Raw genomic sequence first — 20387 nt, 5'->3', positions numbered from 1 at the left:
CTGTAATGGTCGGCAGGGAAGTACAGATGGACGCATCAGGCCCAAATGGAAGCGGCGCCACCCTTGTCGAAACCGTCATGGCGGCAATCCGCCAGCGCATCGCGGCGCGCACGCTGACGCCCGGAGCCCGTCTGCCGTCGATACGGGCCATGGCCAGATCCATGCAGCTTTCAAAATCGACCGTGGTCGAAGCCTATGAGCGCCTCGCGGCGGAAGGCACGATCCGTTCGCGGCCTGGCTCCGGCTTCTACGCCGCCGGCCAGCTCGCGCCATTGTCGCTCGCCGAAATCGGCCCACGGCTGGACCGAGCCGTCGACCCGCTCTGGGTGTCGCGGCAATCGCTCGAAGCCGGCGAGGAGATGCTGAAACCCGGCTGCGGCTGGCTGCCGGCGTCCTGGATGCCGCAGGCCGCCTTGCGCCGGGCGCTGCGCAGCGCAGCCCGCGCCGACGACGTGACGCTTGCGGACTATGGCACGCCGTTCGGTCTGCCGCCGCTGCGCCAGTTGCTGGCAAGGCGCATGGCCGACCATGGCGTCGAGGCCTCGCCGGACCAGATCATGCTGACCGACTGCGGCACCCAGGCGATCGACCTTCTGTGCCGCTTCCTCATCGAGCCCGGCGATGCGGTCCTGGTCGACGATCCCTGCTATTTCAACTTCCATGCGCTGCTGCGCGCACATCAGGCCAAGGTTGTCGGCGTGCCTTACACGCCTTCGGGGCCGGACATCGAGCTTTTCGCCGAGGCGCTCGCCGAGCACCGGCCACGCCTCTACATCACCAATTCCGGCATCCACAACCCGACCGGCGCGATCCTGTCGCCGGTCATCGCGCATCGGCTCCTGAAGCTCGCCGACCAGGCGGACCTCACCATTGTCGAGGACGATATCTTCGCCGACTTCGAGCATAGCCCTGCTCCGAGGCTCGCGGCCTTCGACGGGCTGCAGCGCGTCGTCCAGATCGGCTCCTTCTCCAAGACGCTGTCGGCCTCGGTGCGCTGCGGTTTCATCGCCGCGCCACCCGACTGGATTGAGGGCCTGACTGATCTCAAGATTGCCACGACATTCGGCGGCACCCGGCTGGCGGCCGAACTGGTGCTGACCCTGTTGAAGGACGGAAGCTACCGCAAGCATGTCGAGCAGCTGCGCACGCGCCTGTCGCGCGCCATGGCCGAGACCGCCGGCAGGCTGAAGGCGATGGGCATCGTGCCTTGGATCGACCAGCCTGCAGGCATGTTTCTCTGGTGCCGCCTGCCCGACGGCATCGACGCCGCCGACGTCGCACGCCATGCGCTTTCGGACAATGTCGTGCTGGCGCCCGGCAACGCCTTCAGCCTCTCGCACACCGCCGGCCACTTCATGCGCTTCAACGTGGCGCAATGCGAAGACCAGCGCATTTTTAGGGCCCTTGACAAAGCGATGGCGGCATCCCGCCGCAAGGCGGCGTAGCGCGACTGTCGATTGCCCAAGCGATCTCGCGGGCTCAATCCGGATGCCGGTTGCGCTTGCCTCCCGCCCTCCGGTCCTCGACAATTGACAGGCCTGGTCGCGCAAGGCATGGATAAACAGACCTGTCTCACTACCGCTGCTATCATGACCAAACCGACCAAAACCGACAAGCGCCAGCACATCGTTAAAACCGCCTATGCGTTGTTCAAGCGCGTGGGCTTTCACGCCACTGGTATCGATCGCATCATCGCCGAAGCCGACGTGGCCAAGATGACGATGTACCGGCACTTTCCCAGCAAGGATGATTTGATGGTCGAGGTCCTGTCATACCGTGCGGAGCGCTTCGAGCATCAACTCGACCGTCTCGCAGAACAGGCGGCCACGCCCGAACGGAAAATCAGCATAATCTTCGACTGGTACGGTCGCTGGTTCCACAGCGCCGACTTCCACGGCTGCCTGTTTGCGCATGCCCTGGCCGAGTTCGGCGATCCGGCGCACCCGGTGTTCCAGGCCGCCGCCAGGCAGAAGAACGATCTCAAGCGGCGGATGCGGCTGATCCTCGAAGAAATGATGCCCCCCGAAGAGGCCGACAGCATTTCCGCTGCCCTGCTGATGCTGATCGAAGGCGCGACGCTGATGGCCCGGATGGGGCAGCCAGACTTGGCCATTCGCGACGCCCGCAAGGCGGCAATGGCCATCCTCGCCGCGCGGGGGAGACCGCAATGAGCGCGACAGTCATCGGCCTGGCATTGTTCGCCGCGATCCTGCACGCCAGTTGGAATGCCTTCTTGCGAACCGGCAGCGACAGGCTGTGGACCGTCACGGTCATGAGCTTCTCGGCAACGATCGCCGCCGTTCCGCTGGCGCTCTTTCATCCCCTGCCGGTGTCATCGGCCTGGCCCTATATCGTTCTCTCGGCATGCCTTCAGGTCGGCTACAGCCTCTTTCTGGTGGCAGCCTACCGTTACGGTGAATTGGGGCAGGTCTACCCGATCGTTCGCGGCTCGGTGCCGCTCCTGGTAGCGATTGGCGGTTTCGTTCTGGCGGGCGAGCGCCTGAGCACGCTTCAGACCCTTGGCGTCGTTCTTGCCGCGCTCGGCATCATGAGCCTTTCGCTTGGCAAGGGGCGCGCGGCAACCACATCGATCCTCTATGCCCTGGCGACCGGCGCGATCATCGCCGCCTATGCGACAGTCGATGCCATCGGCGTCCGATCGGCGGGAAGCTCAGGCGCCTACACGGCCTGGGTCCTGTTGGTCTACGGCGCGCTGCTGCCGGTCACCTTCATTCTCTGCCGCGGCAAGCTCACCGTGGACTTTCGTTCGCCCGACGCGCTGAAGGCGCTTGGCGGCGGGATTTTCGCCCTGATTGCCTATGGCGCCGTGGTTGCGGCCTTCGCGCTCGGGCCGGCCGGTCCGATCACGGCCATCCGCGAGACGAGCGTGGTTTTCGCGGCGCTGATTGGACGGCTTTTCCTGGGAGAACCGCTGACGCCGAAGCGCATTGCGGCCTGCGGCGTTGTCGCGCTAGGCGCGATCTGCCTTGGCTATCATGGATGACTACGGCCGAGAGGGTGTTTCGAAATTCGCTCTGGCGATGTCCGCCGGAGTAGAATTTCCAAAAGGCCTCTAAGCGCCTGCCCGTTTGCGGCGCTCATACATCATCACCAGCGTCTCGGCGGTCAGCGCCGGCTTCTGCTCACCTTCGATCTCGACGGTGTTGGCGGCCTTCATCAGATACTGGCCGGGGCCGCGATCTTCCATGGAAAGCAGTGTGGTGCGCAGCCTGATGCGCGCCCCGGCCTTGACCGGCGCCAGGAAGCGCACCTTGTCGAACCCGTAATTGAAGGCGGCCTGGGTGTTTTCCGGCACGATGCCCATCTCCAGCGCCAGCGCGCCGATGATCGACAAGGTCAGATAGCCATGCGCGATCGTGGTGCGGAATGGGCTCTGCCGTTTCGCCCTTTCCGGATCGACATGGATCCACTGGTGGTCGCCCGTGCACTCGGCGAACTGGTCGATGCGCTGCTGGTCGACCGTCGTCCAGTCGGACACGCCGAGCTCCTGCCCGGACATCATGCGCAACTGCTCGAAGGTCGGCGGCGTTCTCGGCCGTGTTTCCGTCATTCCGGCTTTCCCATCACTCTTGCTGTCTCCCGACCATGAAGCGGCGGCCTCTGTCAATTCGCCGCCCCGCGATTTTCGCCGGTAGAGTTGATGCTTTGGGGCAGGCCGAGAACGCTCGGACGCCTGCGCCGGTTGCATCGCATGTCGGTCGGTGATGGGTCCGAAATCGCCAGGTAGCCTATTTCTTTTCGTAGCCGGCGCGGATTTCCGCCATCGCATCCCGGATCCGGTCGCGCAGGATCTCGACCGATTCGGTGCTGGATTTGCGCACAAGGTCGGCCACTTCGCTGGCATTCTTCAGCGTCGTCTCGAACGACCTGCGGGCAAACTCCGCCTGCTTGCTCATCAGGTCCTGCGGATTGCCGGGCGTCTGATAGTTCTGCGCCATCCGCGTGATCTCATGCAGGGCATTCTGGACCATCTCATGCTGCCTCGCCAGCACCGAGGATGCGCCGGCCGCACTTGCCCTCGCCGATTTTTCCAGGGCTTCGAGGTTCTTGCGGTGATGGTCGAGGATCGCCTGGACGTCGACATTCGGTAGCTTGAGGTCGCGGCCGAACCTGCTGAACATGTCGAGGAACGAGTCCGGTTCCGGTTGTCTTGCCATGCTCTGCCTCCCTGCCGGCCGCCATAGGGCGCCCTTGAACGAGAATAGTGCTCCGTGGGCCGGCGTCAATTGACGAGGAATAGCCGCTCCGCCGTATGGAGCGCCAGCCCGGCAAGCCCGCCGACGATCATGCCATTGAAGCGGATATATTGCAGGTCCCTGCCGATGTTCAGCTCGATCAGCCGCGTCAGTTGCGCCAGGTCCCAGCGCTTGACCTGGTCGGCGATGAATGTCGACACCCCGCTCTTCTGGCTCTCGACGAACGAAGCCAGCGCCACGACAAAACCCTGGTTCATATCGGCCCTGATCTGGGCGTCGTCGGCCAGATGCCTGCCGATTTCGACGAACATGTTGGCGAGGTGCTCGCGGATCGTCGAATTCGGCGCATTGACGTCCTGCTCGATGAACAGGCGCAGGCTTGTCCATGCATCGCCGGCCAGCGCCCGCACCTCCGGACGTCCGAGGAAATCGCGCTTCAGCTTCTCGGCGCGCCTTGCATATTGCTTCGAGGTCCTGAGCCGCTCGATGAAGCCAAGTACGAAGCCGTCGAATTCGGCACGCATCGGATGGTTGGGATCGGACCGCACCTCATCGAGCAGCGAGCCTGCCGAAGCGACGATCTTCTTCAAGAGATAGGCGTCGGCGCGAAACAGGTTGAACAGCGACGGCAGTTCCTCGCGGATCTTTTCACGCATCGTCGCCAGCGCCTGCTCGTCGTTGAGGAAACGCCCGACGACCCGGATGAATTCGTCGAAAAGCTTCTGGTGGCGACGATCGTCGGTCAGCGCCGACAAAAGATCGGCCGCGAGCGGCGCCAGCGGCACCTTCTCGATCTGCTCCAGCATGCGGCTGGTGACGAAGTCACGGAGGCCTGATTGTTCCACCGCCGTCAATGTCTGCGGCACCAGGCGTACGACGAATCGCGACAGATCGGAGGCGCGTTCGGCGTCGGCCAGCCAGTCGGCGACCAAAGCGGCGAAATCGACGTCGGTGAGCTTCTCGCGCACCGGCTCCGGCGCCAGGAAATTGGCCTCGATGAAGCGGCCGAGATTATCGGCGATCCGGTGCTGGTTCTCCGGAATGATGGCCGTGTGCGGGATCGGCAGCCCGAGCGGCCGCCGGAACAGCGCCACCACGGCATACCAGTCGGCGAGGCCGCCGATGGTCGCCGCCTCGGCGAAGGCCGCGACGAAGCCGAGCCACGGATGGCCGCCCTCGAAGGACTTGGCGAGCGCAAAGACGAGGATGCACAGCGCGAGCGCCGCGGCGGCGACGAACTTGGTCCGCCGCAAGGCCGAGAGCTTCGCCTTGGCATCGGCGTCGAATCGAACCGGCGCGGGGGCCGAAGCTGACTGTGACATGGAAAAGGCCGTTTCCTGTTTGCACCCGCTTCTATCTAGTGTCCGCGCCGGCAAAACGCTCGTTCGAAGCGCGGGAGCACGATATGCGCCGGCATGCACAAAAAGTTGACACGATTATTCAGCTATGTGCCGGTCCAGTCTGGAATTGTTCCAAACTATGGGCCATATTCGGCTTCAAGCTAATATTTCGCGAGGATATCATGCGGCTCACGCGCCAGACCAATTATGCGATGCGCATCCTGATGTATTGCGCCGCTAACACCGAAAGGCTGAGCCGCATCCCCGAGATCGCCGCCGCCTATTCGGTGTCCGAGTTGTTCCTCTTCAAGATCCTGCAGCCGCTGGTCGAGGCCGGCCTGGTCGAGACCGTGCGCGGCCGCAACGGCGGGGTGCGGCTCGGCCGCTCGGCGGAACAGATCAACCTGTTCGACGTCGTGCGCGTCACCGAAGAGAGTTTCGCCATGGCCGAATGCTTCGAGAACGACGCAGCCGAATGCCCGCTGGTCGACAGTTGCGCCCTGAATTCGGCGCTGCGCGAGGCGCTCAACGCCTTCTTCGCCGTGCTTTCCCGCTATACGATCGCCGACCTCGTCGCCGCGCGCCCGAATGTGCGCAGCCTGCTCGGCATCGACCTTCTCGAGCAGCGCGCCCCAGCGGCGTGATCGGGCCCTGGCGGCTTGGTTCTCGAGGAAGGCTCGTCAACTTCGTCATCCACGGGCAGAGCGGGAGCGAAGCGGACGCGGCGACCCGAGGATCCATTCCGTTACATCGAACAAAGAATACAGCGATCCAGAAGAGGCACTGGCTCTTTAGGGTCGCTATTTCTGCATCGTCGCGGCGCACGAAGGTCACGGAATGGATTCTAGGGTCTGCGCGCGTCGCTGCGCTCCTTGCTCCGCCCTAGAATGACGAAGTCATGAGCGATGGCGCCCCTCTCGCCGCCAAGCCTACGCCGCCGATTGCGGCAGCACGAACGGCATGTTCGCGGCAGGCAGTGCGCCGACCGTCAAGCGGCAGTCGAACACCCTTTCGATCAGCTCGTCATTGAGCACGTCCGTCGGCGACCCCGCGGCGGCCAGCTGGCCGCCATGCAGCACGAAAATCCGGTCGGCATACATAGCCGTCAGATTGAGGTCGTGCAGGATCGCTACCACGCCGCCGCCGCGCCGGGCAAAATCGCGCGCGATGTCCATGATGATGAGCTGGTGCTTGATGTCGAGGCTGGAGACCGGCTCGTCGAGGAACAGATAGCGCGGCCGCCCTTCGAGCATCGGTGCCCAAACCTGGCAGAGCACGCGGGCAAGCTGCACGCGCTGCTGTTCGCCGCCGGAAAGTTCCTGGTAGAAACGGCCGGCAAAACCGTCGAGATCGACACGCGCCAGCGCCCGTTCGGGCAAACGCGCATCCTCGCCGGGCAGCACGCCGGAGCGTCCGCCGATCAGGCCGAGGCGCACGATCTCGCGCACGGTGAACGGGAAGGACAGCGTCGTGGCCTGCGGCAGCACCGCGCGCAGCGTGGCTGCCTCGACCGGCTTCATGACCGACAGGTCGCAGCCGTTGAGGGTGACGGTGCCGCCATAGGCGAGCTCGCCCGTCAGCGCCTTGAGCAAAGTCGTCTTGCCGGATCCGTTTGGCCCGACGATGGCTGTCACCTCGCCGGGCCGCGCCGCGAAATCGACATGCGAAACGATGCGCTTGCCGCCGATCGCCACCGAAATGTCGCGCGCTTGGATCATGGCGAACTCATAGATCAACGACGCCGCGCTTGCGCAGCAGGATCCAAAGGAAGAACGGCGCGCCGGCGACCGAGGTGACGATGCCGATCGGCAGTTCGGCGGGCGCGACGATGGTGCGGGCGACCGCGTCGGCGATGAGAAGCAGTGATGCGCCGAGCAGGGCCGAGGCCGGCAGCAGATAACGGTTGTCCGGCCCGATCGCCAGCCGCAGGACATGCGGCACGACAATGCCGATGAACCCGATGCCGCCGCTGACCGCGACCGAAGCGCCGACCGCCGCCGACACCGCGACAACAGCCGTGTATTTCAGCCGCTGCACCGCAATGCCGAGATGGCCCGCGGTCGCTTCGCCCAGCGCCAGCGCGTTGAGGCCGCGCGACAGGAACGGCGTCGCCGATAGCGCCAGCGCGATCACCGGACCCACGGTGCCGATCTTCGGCCATGTCGCGCCGGCAAGCGAGCCGAGCTGCCAGAACGTCAGGTCGCGCAGCTGCCGGTCGTCGGCCATGAAGATGAGGATGCCCGTCGCCGCCATAGCAAGAGCGCTGATGGCGATGCCGGCAAGCAGCATCGTCGCGACCGACGTCCGTCCCTGGCGCGTGGCGATGGCGTAAAGCAGCAATGTCACCGCGAGCCCGCCGAAGAATGCCGCGAGCGGCAAAGCGAGCGTGCCCAGCGCAAGCGTGACGGGCGCAAGCCAGGTCGTGCCGACCACGATGATCGCCACCGCACCGAGACTGGAGCCGGCGGAGACGCCGATCAGGCCGGGATCGGCAAGCGGGTTGCGGAACAGCCCCTGCATCACCGCGCCGCAAACAGCCAGCGCCGCGCCAATCAGCACGCCGAGCAGCACGCGCGGCATGCGGATATCATAGACGATCAACTGGTCACGCGCGGCCAACGCCGCGTCGGCAGGCATGGTGCCCGTAAACCAGCCGCGGATGACGCGGACTGCGGAGGCGTCGGAGGCCCCCGATGTCAGCGACAGGAATACGGAAAGGGCCAGCGCCAGGCACAAGAGCGCTATGACGAACCTTGCCCGGGCCGAGCGGTCGCCATCGGCCGCCATCATCCTGCCCGCGCCGGCAATGGACTGTTCGGCCATCGCCACTCAGTCCGCGACCTGGTTGCCATAAAGCGAAACGGCAAGATCATGGATGGCTTCGGCCGTGCGCGGCCCGAAGCCGAGCAGGTAGCCGCCCCCCATGCTGATCATCTTGCGGTCGGCGCCCGCCGGTGTTGAAGCGACGGCAGGGTTGGCGAACAGCTCCTCTTCTGAGATCGGCGGTCCGCCGCCCTTCATCGTCAGGATGACGTCCGGCCTGGCGCTGACGATCGCCTCGTCGGTCATCGACTTGTAGCCGGAAAAACCCTCGACCGCATTGACCGCGCCGGCCAGCTTGACGATGCCGTCGGCCGCCGTGTCGCTGCCGGCGGCAAGGATCTTGCCGCCCTGCGTCGACAGCACGAACAGCACGCGCTTGCGATCTTTGATCGCAGCCGTCTGCTTTTCGGCCGCCGTCAGCTTCGCGTCGGTCTCGGCGGCGAGCTTCTCCGCCTTGGCCTCGACCCCTAGCGCTTTTCCCACGACGCGGATCTTTTCGAGAATGCCCTCATGATTGTAGTGGTCCGGCACCTCGACGAAAGGCACGCTCGACTTCTTCAGCACGTCGACCGCCTCCTTCGGGCCGCTGCCCTGCAGCGCCAGGATTCCGGTCGGATTGACAGACAGGACGCCCTCTGGCGACAGCGCGCGCATATAGCCGACATCCGGCAGCTTCGCCGCCGCCTCGGGATAGCTGCTGGTCGAGTCGCGGGCAACGAGGCGGCCTTCCTCGCCGAGCGCATAGACGATCTCGGTGATCGAGCCGCCTATGGAGACGATCCGCGAGCTGTCCGAAAAGACTGTCATGCCTTCGTCCGCCTTGGCCGGCAGTAGGGCGACGGTAAGCAGGACGCCGAGCATCGGCGCGAGCGCTGCGCGGAACCTGAGAACAAAGCGCATTGGGTGCTACCTCATGCAGCGGTCGGATTGGGAATGCGGGGCAGGTTCTCGGCGAGAAAACGCCAGTCTTCCCGCTCGCCTTCGCCTTCATGGCGCTTGCCGAAGAACTGGATGATCATGCCGCCATTGGCGTCATAGGCCTCCAGCGAGGTGACATGGCCATCCTTGGTGGGTTTGCGCACCGCCCAGACTTCGCGGATGTGGTCGGTCCTCAGATGCAGATGGAAAGTCTCATCGAGCACGTTGAGCCACGGGCCCATCGGCTTGACCGATTTGATCGGGCCGGAATGGATCTGGATGCAACCGCGGTTGCCGACGAAGCACATGATCGGCATCTCGCCTGCCGCAGCGTGGTGCAACATGGCGCTGACCGCATCATTGTCGAGCAGCCAGGCATAGTCCTGGCCCACCATGCGCACGGCCTCGCGGCGGCTGAGCTTCAGCGTCTTCAGCATGCCGAAGAACTGATGCACGTCGGTAAGCCGGCTCCAGCGGTCGCGCAGATCGCCGATCGAGGCAGCCGCGCCCTGCCCTTCATCCTCTCCTTCCGCGGCGCGTGGGAGGATCGCGACGGTCGGTTCCTGGTTCGACGATTCGAGGCTCGCCACCAATTTCTGGTAAGCGTAGAGATTGGATGCGGGCTTCAGATGCACCTTGTGCACTGCCTCGCCCGCCGCGTCGAAGAACTGCAGGCTGCGTCGGATCTCGCCGCCGTCGCGCTTTTCGACGGCAAAGCCATGCGCCCAGGCCTTCGGGAAGATGCGCAGGTCGATGTTCTCGCCAAGCACCATGGCGTTGTGGTTGCCGGTGACGACCTTGTCGTAGACGCCGATCTTCTCGTGCACAGCGCTTTCGTTCCGGGTCAGCGCCATCACCTCGCCGACCGCCTCGAGGCCGGTCAAAAGGTCGTTGACGCGCGGCTCGACACGGACAGTGCCGAAGCCGCAGTGCGCTGCAACCAGTTCCGCTTCCGAAATGCCCAGTTGCGCCGAGAGATCGCGCTCCCGCATTTTCGGATTTTCTTCTCGCGCCCGCCGGATTTCCTCCGGCGATGGCTTCACGCGCTGGTCCATTTCGTCCACCTGTATCGTCTGATCTCTGCTCGTCTGCCGCCCGCCGGTTCCGATCACTTGTTGAGGATCAGCTTGCCCTGGCGGGTGATCTTCAGGCGGTAGAGCGCGCCGTGATGCTCGATGCCGATCTCGTGCTCGCCCTGGAACAGCGTGTTGCTGGAGAGCGTCCTCACCGCCAACGGTACCCTTTCGTAATGCATCTGCGTGTCTTCCGGGCGGCGGACGCGATAGCGGAAATCGTTGGGATTGTGCGTGTTCATCGGGTCGGTCCTTTCCTCTGACGGCCACCTTGGCCGCAGCCTCATAAAATGGCGATTCAATTCTTGACTATAATGATCATGTTTACTAGTCGTGCATTACCGGAGTAAATGAGTCAAGATTTAAGACGCCGGATGTGATCAAAAATGCGAGCGAGCCACCGGCCAGCCAGCTGCGAGCCTGAAATCTGGGAGTTGGGGCATGGGGTTGGTGACTTGGGGACGGACGGGCCTGGCGCGCGACAGCGCGGATCCCGGCTTCCGATCGATGGTAAGCGGCATTGCCGTCTTGATGGCCGGAGCGGCGGCGATCGCGCTCAGCGCGCACGCCGCCAAAGCGCAGCAAGCCGCGCAGCCGGTCAACCAGCAGCAGGCCGATCAGAAAAAGAACGCTGACGAGAAGGCCGCGACCGAAGGGACGCTTCTCGACAAGATCCTCGTCATCAGCCGCACGGGCGAAACGGCGATCCAGTCGCTGGCTTCCGCCAGCCATGTCGACCAGGAGCAGCTCGACCGCCGCATGGCGACGACGCCGAACGAGATGCTGCTCGGCGTACCCGGTGTCACCGTGCAGGCCGACGCGCGCCGCGTCAGTTCCAGCATCAACATCCGCGGATTGCAGGATTTCGGCCGTGTCGCGGTGATCGTCGACGGCGCAAGGCAGGATTTCCAGCGCTCGGACCATGGCACGCAGTCGACCTTCTATGTCGATCCCGAGCTGATCAAATCCGTCGACGTCATCCGCGGCCCGACCGCCAACACCTATGGCTCCGGCGCCATTGGTGGCGTCGTCTTCTTCGACACAAAGGACGCGGCGGATTTCCTCAAGCCGGAAGAGACCTGGGCCGGATCACTGACCGGGCGCTATGACAGCAACGGCAAGGGCTGGACCACCAGCGCCACCGGCGCCTACAAGATCAACGAGAACTGGGATGTTCTCGGCAACATCGTCTACCGCGACTACGACAACTATAAGAACGGCGGCGGCGACACCGTTGCCGGCACCGGTTTCAATGTGCTGAGCGGCCTGCTCAAAACCACCATACGCCCGACCGAAAACAGCGAATTGAAGCTCGGCTGGGTTGGCTCCAAGGACGGCTGGACCGAGACCAGCGGCGGCGTGCCGGCGAATGACGTCGACCTCAAGTCGAACGCTTTCACAGCTCGCTACAACATCACCGACGATGTCAGGAGCTGGCTCGACCTCCACATCAACGCCTCCTACAACAGAACCAATCTCGACCTGACGACGCTTACCGCGCAGAACCGCTTCGATCCGGTCACCGGCCTGCCCGTGCTGCTGCCCGCCGGCTCGCTGTCCACCTTCGATGTCGGCACGACCGGCATCGACATCTGGAACACGTCGCGCTTCGAGACGGCGAGCGTCGCCCACGAACTGACCTATGGCGGTGACCGGGTCGGCGACGACGTCGATACCGGCGGCACGGCCGGCGGCGACTCCTTCTACACGCCGTCGGGCAAGCGCAACGTCTCCGGCGCCTACATCCAGGACAAGCTGACTTGGGAGTGGCTCGAGGTCATTGGCGGCCTACGCTACGACCATTACAGCCTGGAGGACGACACGAATGAGACCTCCGGCGACCGGGTCTCGCCGCGCATCACGGTCGGCGTCTCGCCCTTCGAAAGCGCCGGTCTCGCCGGCCTGCAATTCTACGGCACCTATGCCGAGGGTTATCGCTCCCCCTCGCTTACCGAGACGCTGATCAGCGGCAACCATCCGGCCGGCGTCAGCTTCCCGTTCCTGCCCAATCCGAACCTCAAGCCCGAGACCGGCAAGACCGTCGAGTTCGGCGTCAACTACCAGCAGAACGACATCATCGAGGGCGGCGACGCGCTGCGGCTCAAGGCAGCCTACTTCCACAACAATGTCGACGATTATATCGACGGCGTGACGCTCTCGCCCTTCGATCCGACCAGCGGTTGCCCGTTCGGCCCGGGCATTCCGATCTGCTTCCAGTACCAGAACTTCGCCAAGGCCAAGATCAATGGCTTCGAGCTGGAAAGCGTCTACGACGCCGGCTGGGGCTATGCCGGCCTGTCGGCCTCCATCATCGATGGCCACACCATCTCCTATGAAGGCGAGCGCGCCGACCTCGCGACCATCCCCTCCTCGCAGGTGACGGCCCAGCTCGGCCTGCGCTTCCTCCAGGACAAGCTGACCGTCGGCGGCGAGGTCCAGTACAACGGCAAGCCCAAGGGCAATCCGGTTGCCAAGGATTTTACGCTGGTCAACGCCTTCGCCAGCTACCAGGCGACGGATAATCTCAAGCTCGACTTCCGCGCCGACAATCTCTTCGACGTCAAATACACCAATCCGCTCAACGGAAGCACCACCGCCGTCCTCTACGAGCCCGGCGTCACCCTGAAGCTGGCGGCAACCATGCGTTTTGGGGGCTGAGGAATGAAAAGCTTGACGGCATCGTTTGGCCTGCTGACCTCGGCGCTGGCGATGTCGCTCGGCCTGGCGCCGGCGTGGGCCCAGTCTGCGCCGACTCCGGCCCGAGGCGCTTTCGGCGTATAGGGATGGGATTGCATCCGGCCATTCCGCATGGCGCCGTGGCGTGGCCTGCTTCCGATCCACCGCCATGGGCGGCAACCGATCTTGATTTGACAATTCCTTCTCGCGTGCGGCAGGTCTCGGCGCGAGACATGCAGGACATCAATCACCCTTCCGATGCAGGCAATGAACCGGCGATCAAGCCGGACGCGCCGCTCATGCAGACGCGGCAATCCGCGGGAGACCGCAGGTGGGCAGTGGCGATCATCGCCTCCGGCCTGCTCCATGGCGCCGCCGCGGCGGCGTTCCTGATCGCACCCGCGGGGACATTCGATCCTGCAGACGCGATCAGGGCCGAGGGCACCGACCAGTCCGGCACCAACGTCATCGGCAGCGCCTTGGACGACCAGGCTTCCGGCGCGGTGGATGTTACGCTGGTGCCGGATCCGCAGCCGGTGAAACGCCAGTCTGTCCAGCCCGTTCCGCCGGCCGAGGCGCCGCAGCCGGCAAGTGAGCAAGTGGAGCGCCAGCCTCCGCCGGAAGCCGTCAAGGAACAGGCCTCTACACCAGATATCCTGGCGGCCGCCGCACCGCGCCAGGATGATCAGAGCGTCCCCACGGGCAGCAAGCCGACGCCCGCGATCGAGCCGCAAAGCACACAAGCGCCCCCTGCCGAGCCTGAGCAGTCGCCGGCCCCGAGCGCGACATCGAGCGCATCAGCCGCGCCGGCGCGGCCAAGCGAAACCGTTGAACCGCGAGGCACGGCGGATGGCGATACGCGCGACGCGCCGGTCGTCGCCAGCAAGGGCAAGAAACACGCCGCCGGCAATGCTCTGGAATCCCGCTACAGTGGTGAAATCCAGAAGAAGCTTGCCCGCGCCAACCGTCGCGTTTCCAAATCGATCCAGGCCAAGGCTCGCAACAATGCCAGGGTGGTTTTCGTCGTCGCGGCCGACGGCAGCGTCAGCGACCTGCAGCTCGCCGAAAGTTCAGGATCCGCCGAGCTCGATCAGTTCGCCTTGACGCTGGTGCGCAAACAGGCACCGTTCCCTCCCATTCCACCCGAGACCGGAAAATCGAGCTGGGTGTTCAAGGCGCGGATCGGCCCTTTTTAAAACTTTCGCCATCTCAAGAATTCGTGCATTTCGAAAGGAAACCAATGTATATCGCCATGAACCGCTTCAAGGTCCAGAACGGCTCGGAAGAAGCCTTCGAGAATGTCTGGAAGAACCGTGATTCAAGCCTCTCCGGAATGCAGGGTTTCAGGGAATTCCACCTGCTGCGCGGCCCGGTCAACGAGACCGAGGGCTACACGCTGTTCGCCTCGCACACGGTCTGGGCAAGCCAGGAGGATTTCGTCGCCTGGACGAAATCGGAGAACTTCCGCGCCGCCCATCGCAATGCCGGCGGCTCGAAGGTGCACTATCTGGGCCACCCGCAGTTCGAAGGCTTTTCGGTAGTCGAAGGCGCCTGAACATGCCTTTGCCAACGAGACTGTTTCGCGCCAGCTAGTTCCTCGACACAGGGATTCTCAAAGTTGTCGGCGGGTCAACCTCGTCATCCCAGGGCGAAGCAGCCGCGAAGCGGCGTCGCGGAGACCCTGGGATCCATTCCGTGACCTTATCGACGGGTGCAGCGCAGCAGAATTCTGCACCGCTGCAACGCTCATATGTAACGGAATGGATCCTCGGGTCAACGCTCGTCGCTTCGCTCCTTGCTCCGCCCGTGGATGACGATCGCGATGAGCGTTCCGGCCAATCGCCAAGGCATGTAACTGCCTACGCAGACATAGCCGACTGGCCAAAATCGCCGTGCTGGGGAACTATGCCGCCGCCAGCAAACTGGCATTGCCGCCCGCCGCCGTGGTGTCGACGCAGACCGCGCGTTCATGCGCGTAGGCCGCCGGGTTCAGCACCTCGCTGACCAGCGGCACGATCGGCCCGGCGCGCTCGGCAATCACCTTGCGCACGATCCGCGCCGCCTCCGGCGTGCCGGAAAAAGCGACGACATCGACCCGCAGCGAACGCGCCTCGACCGGATCGGGCCGGCCGTCGATCGCCGCGAGTGGCAGGCCCTTGCCGGTCAGCGCCGACAGCGCCGCTGGCGCGCCCGGCGCCACCGCCAGAACCGCATTGCCGGCCGCAAGCGCCTGGATCGTCTGGGCCAGCAGCGTCTCGGCATCCGGGCCTAGACACAGCACTCGGCCACGCGGTGCCAGCGACAGTGTGTTGGCCTCGCCGGTGGGCCCGGGCAGGTCGACCTGGCCGAAATCGAGGCTGGCAGCGGCAGCGATCGCCGCCGCGCCCTTGCCGCGCAGATGCTTGCGCAGAATTGCAACGCGATCCGGCCGCGTCGACCACCCGCCCAGCGCCGGATCCGGCAGATTGTCGGCAAGCTCGGTCGCGGTCACCTTGTGGCCCTCGCCAAGCTCGGTGCCGGCCTCAGGCCCCTTGCGGAACCGGCGCAGATAATGGGGTCCTCCGGCCTTCGGGCCGGTGCCCGAAAGCCCCTCGCCGCCGAAGGGCTGCGAGCCGACGACGGCGCCGATCTGGTTGCGGTTGACATAGATGTTGCCGGCATGGATGCCGTCGACGAAATGCTGGACGCGGCCTTCGATGCGCGTGTGCAGACCGAAGGTCAGCCCATAGCCCTTGCGGTTGATGGCGGCAATCACCGCGTCGATCTCGTCGGCATCGAAGGTCGCAACATGCAGCACCGGTCCGAACACCTCGCGCTCCATTTCCTCGATGCCTTTGACGCGGAACACATGCGGCGCCACGAAACGGCCGGTTGCCGGCGCTTCCAATCTCGCGATCAGCCTGCCTTCCAGCCCCTTCTTCTTGCAATAATCGCTGATCGACGCTTGCGCCTCATCGTCGATGACGGGGCCGACATCGGTCGAGATGGCCCAGGGATTGCCGACATTGAGCGCTTCCATCGCGCCCTTCAGCATTTCCAGCATCTTCTTCTCGACGTCCTTCTGGACGTAGAGCACGCGCAGCGCCGAGCAGCGCTGGCCGGCGCTCTGGAAGGCGGAGGCGAGGATGTCGCGCACCGCTTGTTCCGGCAGCGCGGTGGAATCGACGATCATCGCATTCAGGCCGCCGGTCTCGGCGATCAGCATCGCATCGGGCGCCGCGGTCTCGGCCAGTTGCTTCTCGATCAGCTTGGCGACCTCGGTCGAGCCGGTGAAGCAGACGCCGGCAATGCGCGGGTCGGCCGTCAGCGGCGCACCGACCGAGGCGCCATCGCCCGGCAAAAGCTGAATGACGTCTTCCGGCACGCCGGCCTCGCGAAGCATTTCCACGGCGCGGAAGGCGATTAGCGGCGTCTGCTCCGCCGGCTTCGCGATCACCGAATTGCCGGTAACCAAAGCCGCCGCGATCTGGCCGGTGAAGATCGCCAGCGGGAAATTCCACGGCGAGATGCAGACGATCGCGCCGCGCGCCTGCGTGCCGGCTTCGGCATTGGCCGCCTCGGCCGCGTAGTAGCGCAGGAAGTCGACCGCCTCGCGCACTTCGGCGACGCCGTCGGCCAGCGATTTGCCGGCCTCGCGGGTGGCGAGAGCGAAGAACTCGACCGCATTGGCCTCGTAGAGGTCGGCGGCGCGATTGAGGATCGCGGCGCGCTCGGCAACCGGACGCTTCGCCCAGGCGGGTTGCGCGTCGACGGCGATGCGCACGGCGGTCGCCACCTGCTTGGCTGCCGCCTCATGCACCGTCCCGACGATCTCGTCGGGCTTGGCCGGATTGACGATTTGGCGCGGCTTGCCGTAGCCGGCGGCGCGCGTGACCGGCTTGGCGTGCCAGCGATCCGCGCCGGCGAACGCCGCCCGCGCCTTGTCGATAGCCGCGAGCGTCACCGGATCGGTGATGTCGAAGCCCTTGGAATTGCGGCGCCCGGCGCCGAAGATCGCGGCCGGGCGCGCGATCGCCGGATTGGCGGCCGGCCCCTGCGTCTCGACCACCGCGAGCGGATCGCGCGCGATCTCCTCGGGCTCGACCTCCTCGTCGGTCAACTGGTGAACGAATGAGGAGTTGGCGCCGTTTTCCAGCAGACGGCGCACCAGATAGGCGAGAAGGTCCGAATGCGCGCCGACCGGCGCATAGATGCGGCAGCGCGTGCCTTCGGCCTGCCGCACCGTCTCGTGCAGCGCCTCGCCCATGCCGTGCAGGCGCTGGAACTCGAAGCTGTCGCGGTCCTTCGCCATCGATAGGATGGCGGCAACCGTGTGCGCGTTATGTGTGGCGAATTGCGGATAGATGCGGTCGGTCATCGACAGCAGCTTCTTCGCGCAGGCGAGATACGAAACATCGGTGTTGGCCTTGCGGGTGAAGACGGGATAACCGGACAAGCCAAGCATCTGCGCCCGCTTGATCTCGGTGTCCCAATAGGCGCCCTTCACCAGCCGCACCATGATTTTGCGATCGTATTTCCTGGCAAGCGCATAGAGCCAGTCGATGGCGAAGGCCGCGCGCGGGCCATAGGCCTGGATGACGACGCCGAAACCGTCCCAGCCGGCAAGCTCCGGCTCGGCCAGCACGCGTTCGATGACGTCGAGCGACAGGTCGAGCCGGTCCGCCTCCTCGGCATCGATGTTGAGGCCCATGCGCGAATGCCGGGCGGCAAGCGCCAAGGACAGCAGCCGCTCGGCCATCACCGGCAGCATCGTCTCGCGCTGCGCCACCTCGTAGCGCGGATGCAGCGCCGAGAGCTTGACCGAAATGCCGTGATTGTAACGGATGTCGGGACCGTTCGACCCGGCATCGAGCGAGGAGATCGCGTCGGCATAGGCGCGGTGGTAGCGCAGCGCGTCGGCTTCGGTGCGGGCCGCCTCGCCCAGCATGTCGAAGGAATAGAGGTAGCCCTTCTGCGTCATCGGCCGGCCGCGCTTGACGGCCTCGGCGATGGTGCGGCCAAGCACGAACTGCTCGCCCATCTCGCGCATTGCCGCGGCGACCGCCTTGCGGATCACCGGCTCGCCAAGCCTGCGCACCATGGCGCGCAGCGTGCCTTCGATGCCGCCCTCGCCTTCGTCGAGCACGCGGCCGGTCAGCATCAGCGCCCAGGTCGAGGCGTTGACGAAGATGGAGCTCGAGCCGCCCGAATGCGCCGACCAGTCATGCGGCGCGATCTTGTCGGCGATGAGATCGTCCATCGTCTCGGCATCGGGCACCCGCAGCAGCGCTTCGGCCAGGCACATCAGCGCCACGCCTTCCTTGGTCGACAGGCCGTAGGCCGAGAGGAAGACCTCCATCAGCCTTGGATCGGTCGAGCCGCGCACCGCACGCACCAGATCGGCCGCGCGCACCGAGATCGCCTTGCGCTCTTCGGCTGACAAGCCCGCCGCCGCCGATAGGCGCTTCACCGCCTCGTCTTCGTCGGGCAAATAATTGGCGCGGATCTGCTGGCGGATGGCGTCGAGCGGCATGTCGGGGTCCATGAAAGCGAGCGTGAGCGAACGGTCTGGCGGTCGCCGGACCGAATGGCGCAAGCTAGCACAGCTGCGGATTCCAGTCGGTCCAAAGAAATCGACATGGCAGACTGATCGATCTAACATATAGCGACTAGTCCCATCATTTCGACTGCAATTTTGATGACCGAAGACCAATTGGACCGCATTGACCGCAACATCCTGTCCGCGCTCGGGCGCGACGGTCGGCTTTCGATGTCTGAACTCGCTTTGAAGGTGGGCTTGTCGAAGACGCCGGTGCAGGCGCGCGTGAAGCGGCTGGAGAAGGACGGCTACATAAGAGGCTATCGCGCGGTCATCGACCGCGAGCGCATGGGCGAAGGCCATGTCGCCTTCGTCCAGGTGAAGCTGTCAGACACCCGCTCGGCAGCGCTCGACGCCTTCAACCGCGCGGTGCAGGGCGTGCCGGAGATCGAGCAATGCCACATGATGGCGTCGAGCTTCGATTATCTGTTGAAGGTCCGTACCACCGACATCGCCGCCTACCGCCGGGTGCTCGGCGAGCGCATCTCCGCCTTGCCCCACGTCGCCCAGACGTCGACCTTCGTGGCGATGGAGACGGTGAAGGATCGCTAACCTACTCGGACAAGGTCTTGAGGAAAGCCACCAGCGCGGCCCGCTCGCGCTCGGACAGGTCGAGCGGGTGCACTTCGGAGACCCCTTCCACGCTGGGCGGCGCCTTCGAATAATGCGCCACCACCTCCTCGAGTGTCGCGAACTGGCCGGCATGCATGTAGGGCGGCCGGCTTGCGGCCCCCCTGAGCGACGGCGTCTTGTAGGCACGCGTGATTTGCGGACCGTCCTTGACCATGAAACGCAGCTCGCGGCAGGCGCTCTCGTCGCCGTCGCGGAACTTGCCGAGACAGTTGAAAGGATCGGCCCCGACCTGCGCCACGGCATCGACGCGCCCGCGGTCAGGCGGCAGGCCGTCGACCGGCGGCACGCCGGTGTTGTGGAAGGAGTTGTCGGTGAAGCGCGGGCCGTTGTGGCAGGTCACGCAATTGGCCTTGCCGATGAACAGCTTCAGCCCAAGGACTTCCTCCGGCGAGAATGCCGCGTCCCCTTCCGGCTTGGCGCCGGTCGCCAGATCGATGGCGAAGCGGTCGAAGCGCGTCTGCTCAGGCTCGATCGAGCGCTCGAAGGCGGCGATCGCTTTGCCGATATTGGCGAAGACGCGGTTGACGTCGTCTTGCCGGCCGGCAGGCATGGCGTTCCACGCGGCCTTGTCGGCATCGCTGCCGAGCGGGGTGGCACTGGCCGGCACGCTGGAAAGGTCCGGCAGCGGTCCGAAGATGCGCTCATAGCGCTCGCCGAACCGCTTCTTGATATAATGCGCGAAGGCGGCCCGATTGCCGGCCTGCTCGAGCGGGTTTTCAAGCGGCGTCAGCGCCTGCGCCCACAGGCTGTCGCGCCTGCCGTCCCAGAAGAACCATGGATCGCGCGCCACGCCCGCCAGCGGCATCGTGCGGCGGTTGGTGTGGCCGACGCCGACCGCCTGCGGCAGGTCGTCCTGGAACTGACGGTCGATCTTGTGGCAGGTCGAGCAGGACACCGTGCCGTCGCGGCTCATGCCGGCATCGAAGAACAGCGTCGAGCCGAGCGCGGCAGCCGCCGGCACATCCGCATACTGGTTGGTGGTGTCGAGTTTGAGCGAAGGCAGCGTGTTCAGCGCCAGCGACGCGATGGTCTTCTTCTCGGCGTCGCTGAACTGCGGCTCGCCGCAGCCGCCCAGCAAGGCGAGAGCGGCTAAGGCCGAGAGGCTCGCAACGCTGATCAGCCGCCTCAT

General features: G+C 65.0%; 18 protein-coding genes. 8 read left to right on the top strand and 10 right to left on the bottom strand.

Going from position 1 to position 20387, the window contains the following annotated elements; genetic code table 11:
• Nucleotides 1–26 precede the first annotated feature (26 nt).
• The 3 genes from LB515_RS17835 (at nt 27) to LB515_RS17825 (ending at nt 3004) form a co-directional block, all read left to right on the top strand.
• Nucleotides 27–1445 (top strand): PLP-dependent aminotransferase family protein, encoded by a 1419-nt coding sequence (locus LB515_RS17835; protein WP_224708482.1) that lies wholly within the window; start codon nt 27–29, stop codon nt 1443–1445.
• Nucleotides 1446–1589: 144 nt separating this feature from the next.
• Nucleotides 1590–2171 carry a TetR/AcrR family transcriptional regulator gene (locus tag LB515_RS17830; protein WP_224708481.1) on the top strand — a complete coding sequence of 194 codons (582 nt, stop codon included), beginning with the start codon at nt 1590–1592 and terminating at the stop codon, nt 2169–2171.
• Nucleotides 2168–3004, top strand: coding sequence for a DMT family transporter (locus tag LB515_RS17825; RefSeq protein WP_224708480.1), 837 nt, complete (start codon nt 2168–2170; stop codon nt 3002–3004). The genes LB515_RS17830 and LB515_RS17825 overlap by 4 nt, the downstream gene beginning before the upstream one ends.
• A gap of 69 nt (nt 3005–3073) precedes the next feature.
• Here the strand turns inward: LB515_RS17825 and LB515_RS17820 are convergent, their stop codons facing one another.
• From LB515_RS17820 to LB515_RS17810, 3 genes are all read right to left on the bottom strand, one after another.
• Entirely contained in the window at nt 3074–3571 is a 498-nt protein-coding gene (locus LB515_RS17820; protein ID WP_140627184.1) for a MaoC family dehydratase, read from the bottom strand.
• Between the two features lie 178 nt (nt 3572–3749).
• Nucleotides 3750–4178: a phasin family protein gene (locus tag LB515_RS17815; protein ID WP_224708479.1), complete on the bottom strand. Its 429-nt coding sequence runs from the start codon at nt 4176–4178 to the stop codon at nt 3750–3752.
• A gap of 65 nt (nt 4179–4243) precedes the next feature.
• The gene (locus LB515_RS17810) at nt 4244–5539 is read right to left on the bottom strand and encodes a DUF445 domain-containing protein (protein WP_224708478.1); all 1296 of its coding nucleotides are present in this window, start codon (nt 5537–5539) and stop codon (nt 4244–4246) included.
• A gap of 200 nt (nt 5540–5739) precedes the next feature.
• Between LB515_RS17810 and rirA the strand changes: the two genes are divergently transcribed.
• Entirely contained in the window at nt 5740–6201 is a 462-nt protein-coding gene (gene rirA, locus LB515_RS17805; RefSeq protein ID WP_224543590.1) for an iron-responsive transcriptional regulator RirA, read from the top strand.
• A 285-nt stretch (nt 6202–6486) separates the two neighbouring features.
• On the opposite strand, the gene LB515_RS17800 is transcribed toward rirA, so the two are convergent.
• Genes LB515_RS17800 through hemP form a run of 5 tightly spaced genes read right to left on the bottom strand, consistent with a single transcriptional unit; the run spans nt 6487 to nt 10613 of the window.
• Nucleotides 6487–7275 carry a heme ABC transporter ATP-binding protein gene (locus LB515_RS17800; RefSeq protein ID WP_224708477.1) on the bottom strand — a complete coding sequence of 263 codons (789 nt, stop codon included), beginning with the start codon at nt 7273–7275 and terminating at the stop codon, nt 6487–6489.
• 7 nt (nt 7276–7282) lie between these two features.
• On the bottom strand, nt 7283–8380 hold the full coding sequence (locus tag LB515_RS17795) for a FecCD family ABC transporter permease (RefSeq protein WP_224708476.1): 1098 nt from the start codon (nt 8378–8380) through the stop codon (nt 7283–7285).
• A gap of 6 nt (nt 8381–8386) precedes the next feature.
• A complete protein-coding gene (locus tag LB515_RS17790) occupies nt 8387–9280 on the bottom strand; it encodes a hemin ABC transporter substrate-binding protein (RefSeq protein ID WP_224708475.1) in 894 nt (297 codons plus the stop codon).
• Between the two features lie 11 nt (nt 9281–9291).
• Complete coding sequence (locus LB515_RS17785; RefSeq protein ID WP_224708474.1) at nt 9292–10353, bottom strand: hemin-degrading factor; 1062 nt, start codon at nt 10351–10353, stop codon at nt 9292–9294.
• Nucleotides 10354–10406: 53 nt separating this feature from the next.
• Nucleotides 10407–10613 (bottom strand): hemin uptake protein HemP, encoded by a 207-nt coding sequence (hemP, locus tag LB515_RS17780; RefSeq protein ID WP_095765558.1) that lies wholly within the window; start codon nt 10611–10613, stop codon nt 10407–10409.
• A 199-nt stretch (nt 10614–10812) separates the two neighbouring features.
• On the opposite strand from hemP, the gene LB515_RS17775 reads away from it, so the two are divergent.
• The 3 genes from LB515_RS17775 to LB515_RS17765 all read left to right on the top strand — a co-directional run bounded on the left by LB515_RS17775 (nt 10813) and on the right by LB515_RS17765 (nt 14602).
• The gene (locus tag LB515_RS17775) at nt 10813–13029 is read left to right on the top strand and encodes a TonB-dependent hemoglobin/transferrin/lactoferrin family receptor (RefSeq protein ID WP_224708473.1); all 2217 of its coding nucleotides are present in this window, start codon (nt 10813–10815) and stop codon (nt 13027–13029) included.
• Between the two features lie 251 nt (nt 13030–13280).
• Nucleotides 13281–14243, top strand: a complete 963-nt coding sequence (locus LB515_RS17770; RefSeq protein WP_224708472.1) for an energy transducer TonB — start codon at nt 13281–13283, stop codon at nt 14241–14243.
• A gap of 44 nt (nt 14244–14287) precedes the next feature.
• Nucleotides 14288–14602, top strand: coding sequence for an antibiotic biosynthesis monooxygenase family protein (locus LB515_RS17765; RefSeq protein ID WP_224625968.1), 315 nt, complete (start codon nt 14288–14290; stop codon nt 14600–14602).
• A gap of 348 nt (nt 14603–14950) precedes the next feature.
• Here the strand turns inward: LB515_RS17765 and putA are convergent, their stop codons facing one another.
• Nucleotides 14951–18559 carry a bifunctional proline dehydrogenase/L-glutamate gamma-semialdehyde dehydrogenase PutA gene (putA, locus tag LB515_RS17760; RefSeq protein WP_224708471.1) on the bottom strand — a complete coding sequence of 1203 codons (3609 nt, stop codon included), beginning with the start codon at nt 18557–18559 and terminating at the stop codon, nt 14951–14953.
• Nucleotides 18560–18724: 165 nt separating this feature from the next.
• Here putA and LB515_RS17755 point away from each other — a divergent pair, with 165 nt between their 5' ends.
• The gene (locus LB515_RS17755; RefSeq protein WP_040981793.1) at nt 18725–19177 is read left to right on the top strand and encodes an Lrp/AsnC family transcriptional regulator; all 453 of its coding nucleotides are present in this window, start codon (nt 18725–18727) and stop codon (nt 19175–19177) included.
• A 1-nt stretch (nt 19178) separates the two neighbouring features.
• Here the strand turns inward: LB515_RS17755 and LB515_RS17750 are convergent, their stop codons facing one another.
• Entirely contained in the window at nt 19179–20387 is a 1209-nt protein-coding gene (locus tag LB515_RS17750; protein ID WP_224708470.1) for a cytochrome-c peroxidase, read from the bottom strand.

Source organism: Mesorhizobium sp. CA15 (assembly GCF_020165215.1).
Lineage (GTDB): Bacteria > Pseudomonadota > Alphaproteobacteria > Rhizobiales > Rhizobiaceae > Mesorhizobium.
The sequence above is the reverse complement of the archived record's forward strand: the minus strand, read 5'-3'. Positions and strand labels throughout refer to the sequence as shown.

Excerpts from the sequence above, each read along its gene's own strand:
- LB515_RS17795 (WP_224708476.1), bottom strand. The coding sequence starts at position 8,380 with ATGGCCGAACAGTCCATTGCCGGCGCGGGCAGGATGATGGCGGCCGAT.
- LB515_RS17810 (WP_224708478.1), bottom strand. The coding sequence starts at position 5,539 with ATGTCACAGTCAGCTTCGGCCCCCGCGCCGGTTCGATTCGACGCCGAT.
- LB515_RS17815 (WP_224708479.1), bottom strand. The coding sequence starts at position 4,178 with ATGGCAAGACAACCGGAACCGGACTCGTTCCTCGACATGTTCAGCAGG.
- LB515_RS17825 (WP_224708480.1), top strand. The coding sequence starts at position 2,168 with ATGAGCGCGACAGTCATCGGCCTGGCATTGTTCGCCGCGATCCTGCAC.
- LB515_RS17800 (WP_224708477.1), bottom strand. The coding sequence starts at position 7,275 with ATGATCCAAGCGCGCGACATTTCGGTGGCGATCGGCGGCAAGCGCATC.
- LB515_RS17775 (WP_224708473.1), top strand. The coding sequence starts at position 10,813 with ATGGGGTTGGTGACTTGGGGACGGACGGGCCTGGCGCGCGACAGCGCG.
- LB515_RS17770 (WP_224708472.1), top strand. The coding sequence starts at position 13,281 with ATGCAGGACATCAATCACCCTTCCGATGCAGGCAATGAACCGGCGATC.
- LB515_RS17765 (WP_224625968.1), top strand. The coding sequence starts at position 14,288 with ATGTATATCGCCATGAACCGCTTCAAGGTCCAGAACGGCTCGGAAGAA.
- LB515_RS17750 (WP_224708470.1), bottom strand. The coding sequence starts at position 20,387 with ATGAGGCGGCTGATCAGCGTTGCGAGCCTCTCGGCCTTAGCCGCTCTC.
- LB515_RS17830 (WP_224708481.1), top strand. The coding sequence starts at position 1,590 with ATGACCAAACCGACCAAAACCGACAAGCGCCAGCACATCGTTAAAACC.
- LB515_RS17755 (WP_040981793.1), top strand. The coding sequence starts at position 18,725 with ATGACCGAAGACCAATTGGACCGCATTGACCGCAACATCCTGTCCGCG.
- rirA (WP_224543590.1), top strand. The coding sequence starts at position 5,740 with ATGCGGCTCACGCGCCAGACCAATTATGCGATGCGCATCCTGATGTAT.
- LB515_RS17785 (WP_224708474.1), bottom strand. The coding sequence starts at position 10,353 with ATGGACCAGCGCGTGAAGCCATCGCCGGAGGAAATCCGGCGGGCGCGA.
- LB515_RS17835 (WP_224708482.1), top strand. The coding sequence starts at position 27 with ATGGACGCATCAGGCCCAAATGGAAGCGGCGCCACCCTTGTCGAAACC.
- LB515_RS17820 (WP_140627184.1), bottom strand. The coding sequence starts at position 3,571 with ATGACGGAAACACGGCCGAGAACGCCGCCGACCTTCGAGCAGTTGCGC.
- putA (WP_224708471.1), bottom strand. The coding sequence starts at position 18,559 with ATGCCGCTCGACGCCATCCGCCAGCAGATCCGCGCCAATTATTTGCCC.
- LB515_RS17790 (WP_224708475.1), bottom strand. The coding sequence starts at position 9,280 with ATGCGCTTTGTTCTCAGGTTCCGCGCAGCGCTCGCGCCGATGCTCGGC.
- hemP (WP_095765558.1), bottom strand. The coding sequence starts at position 10,613 with ATGAACACGCACAATCCCAACGATTTCCGCTATCGCGTCCGCCGCCCG.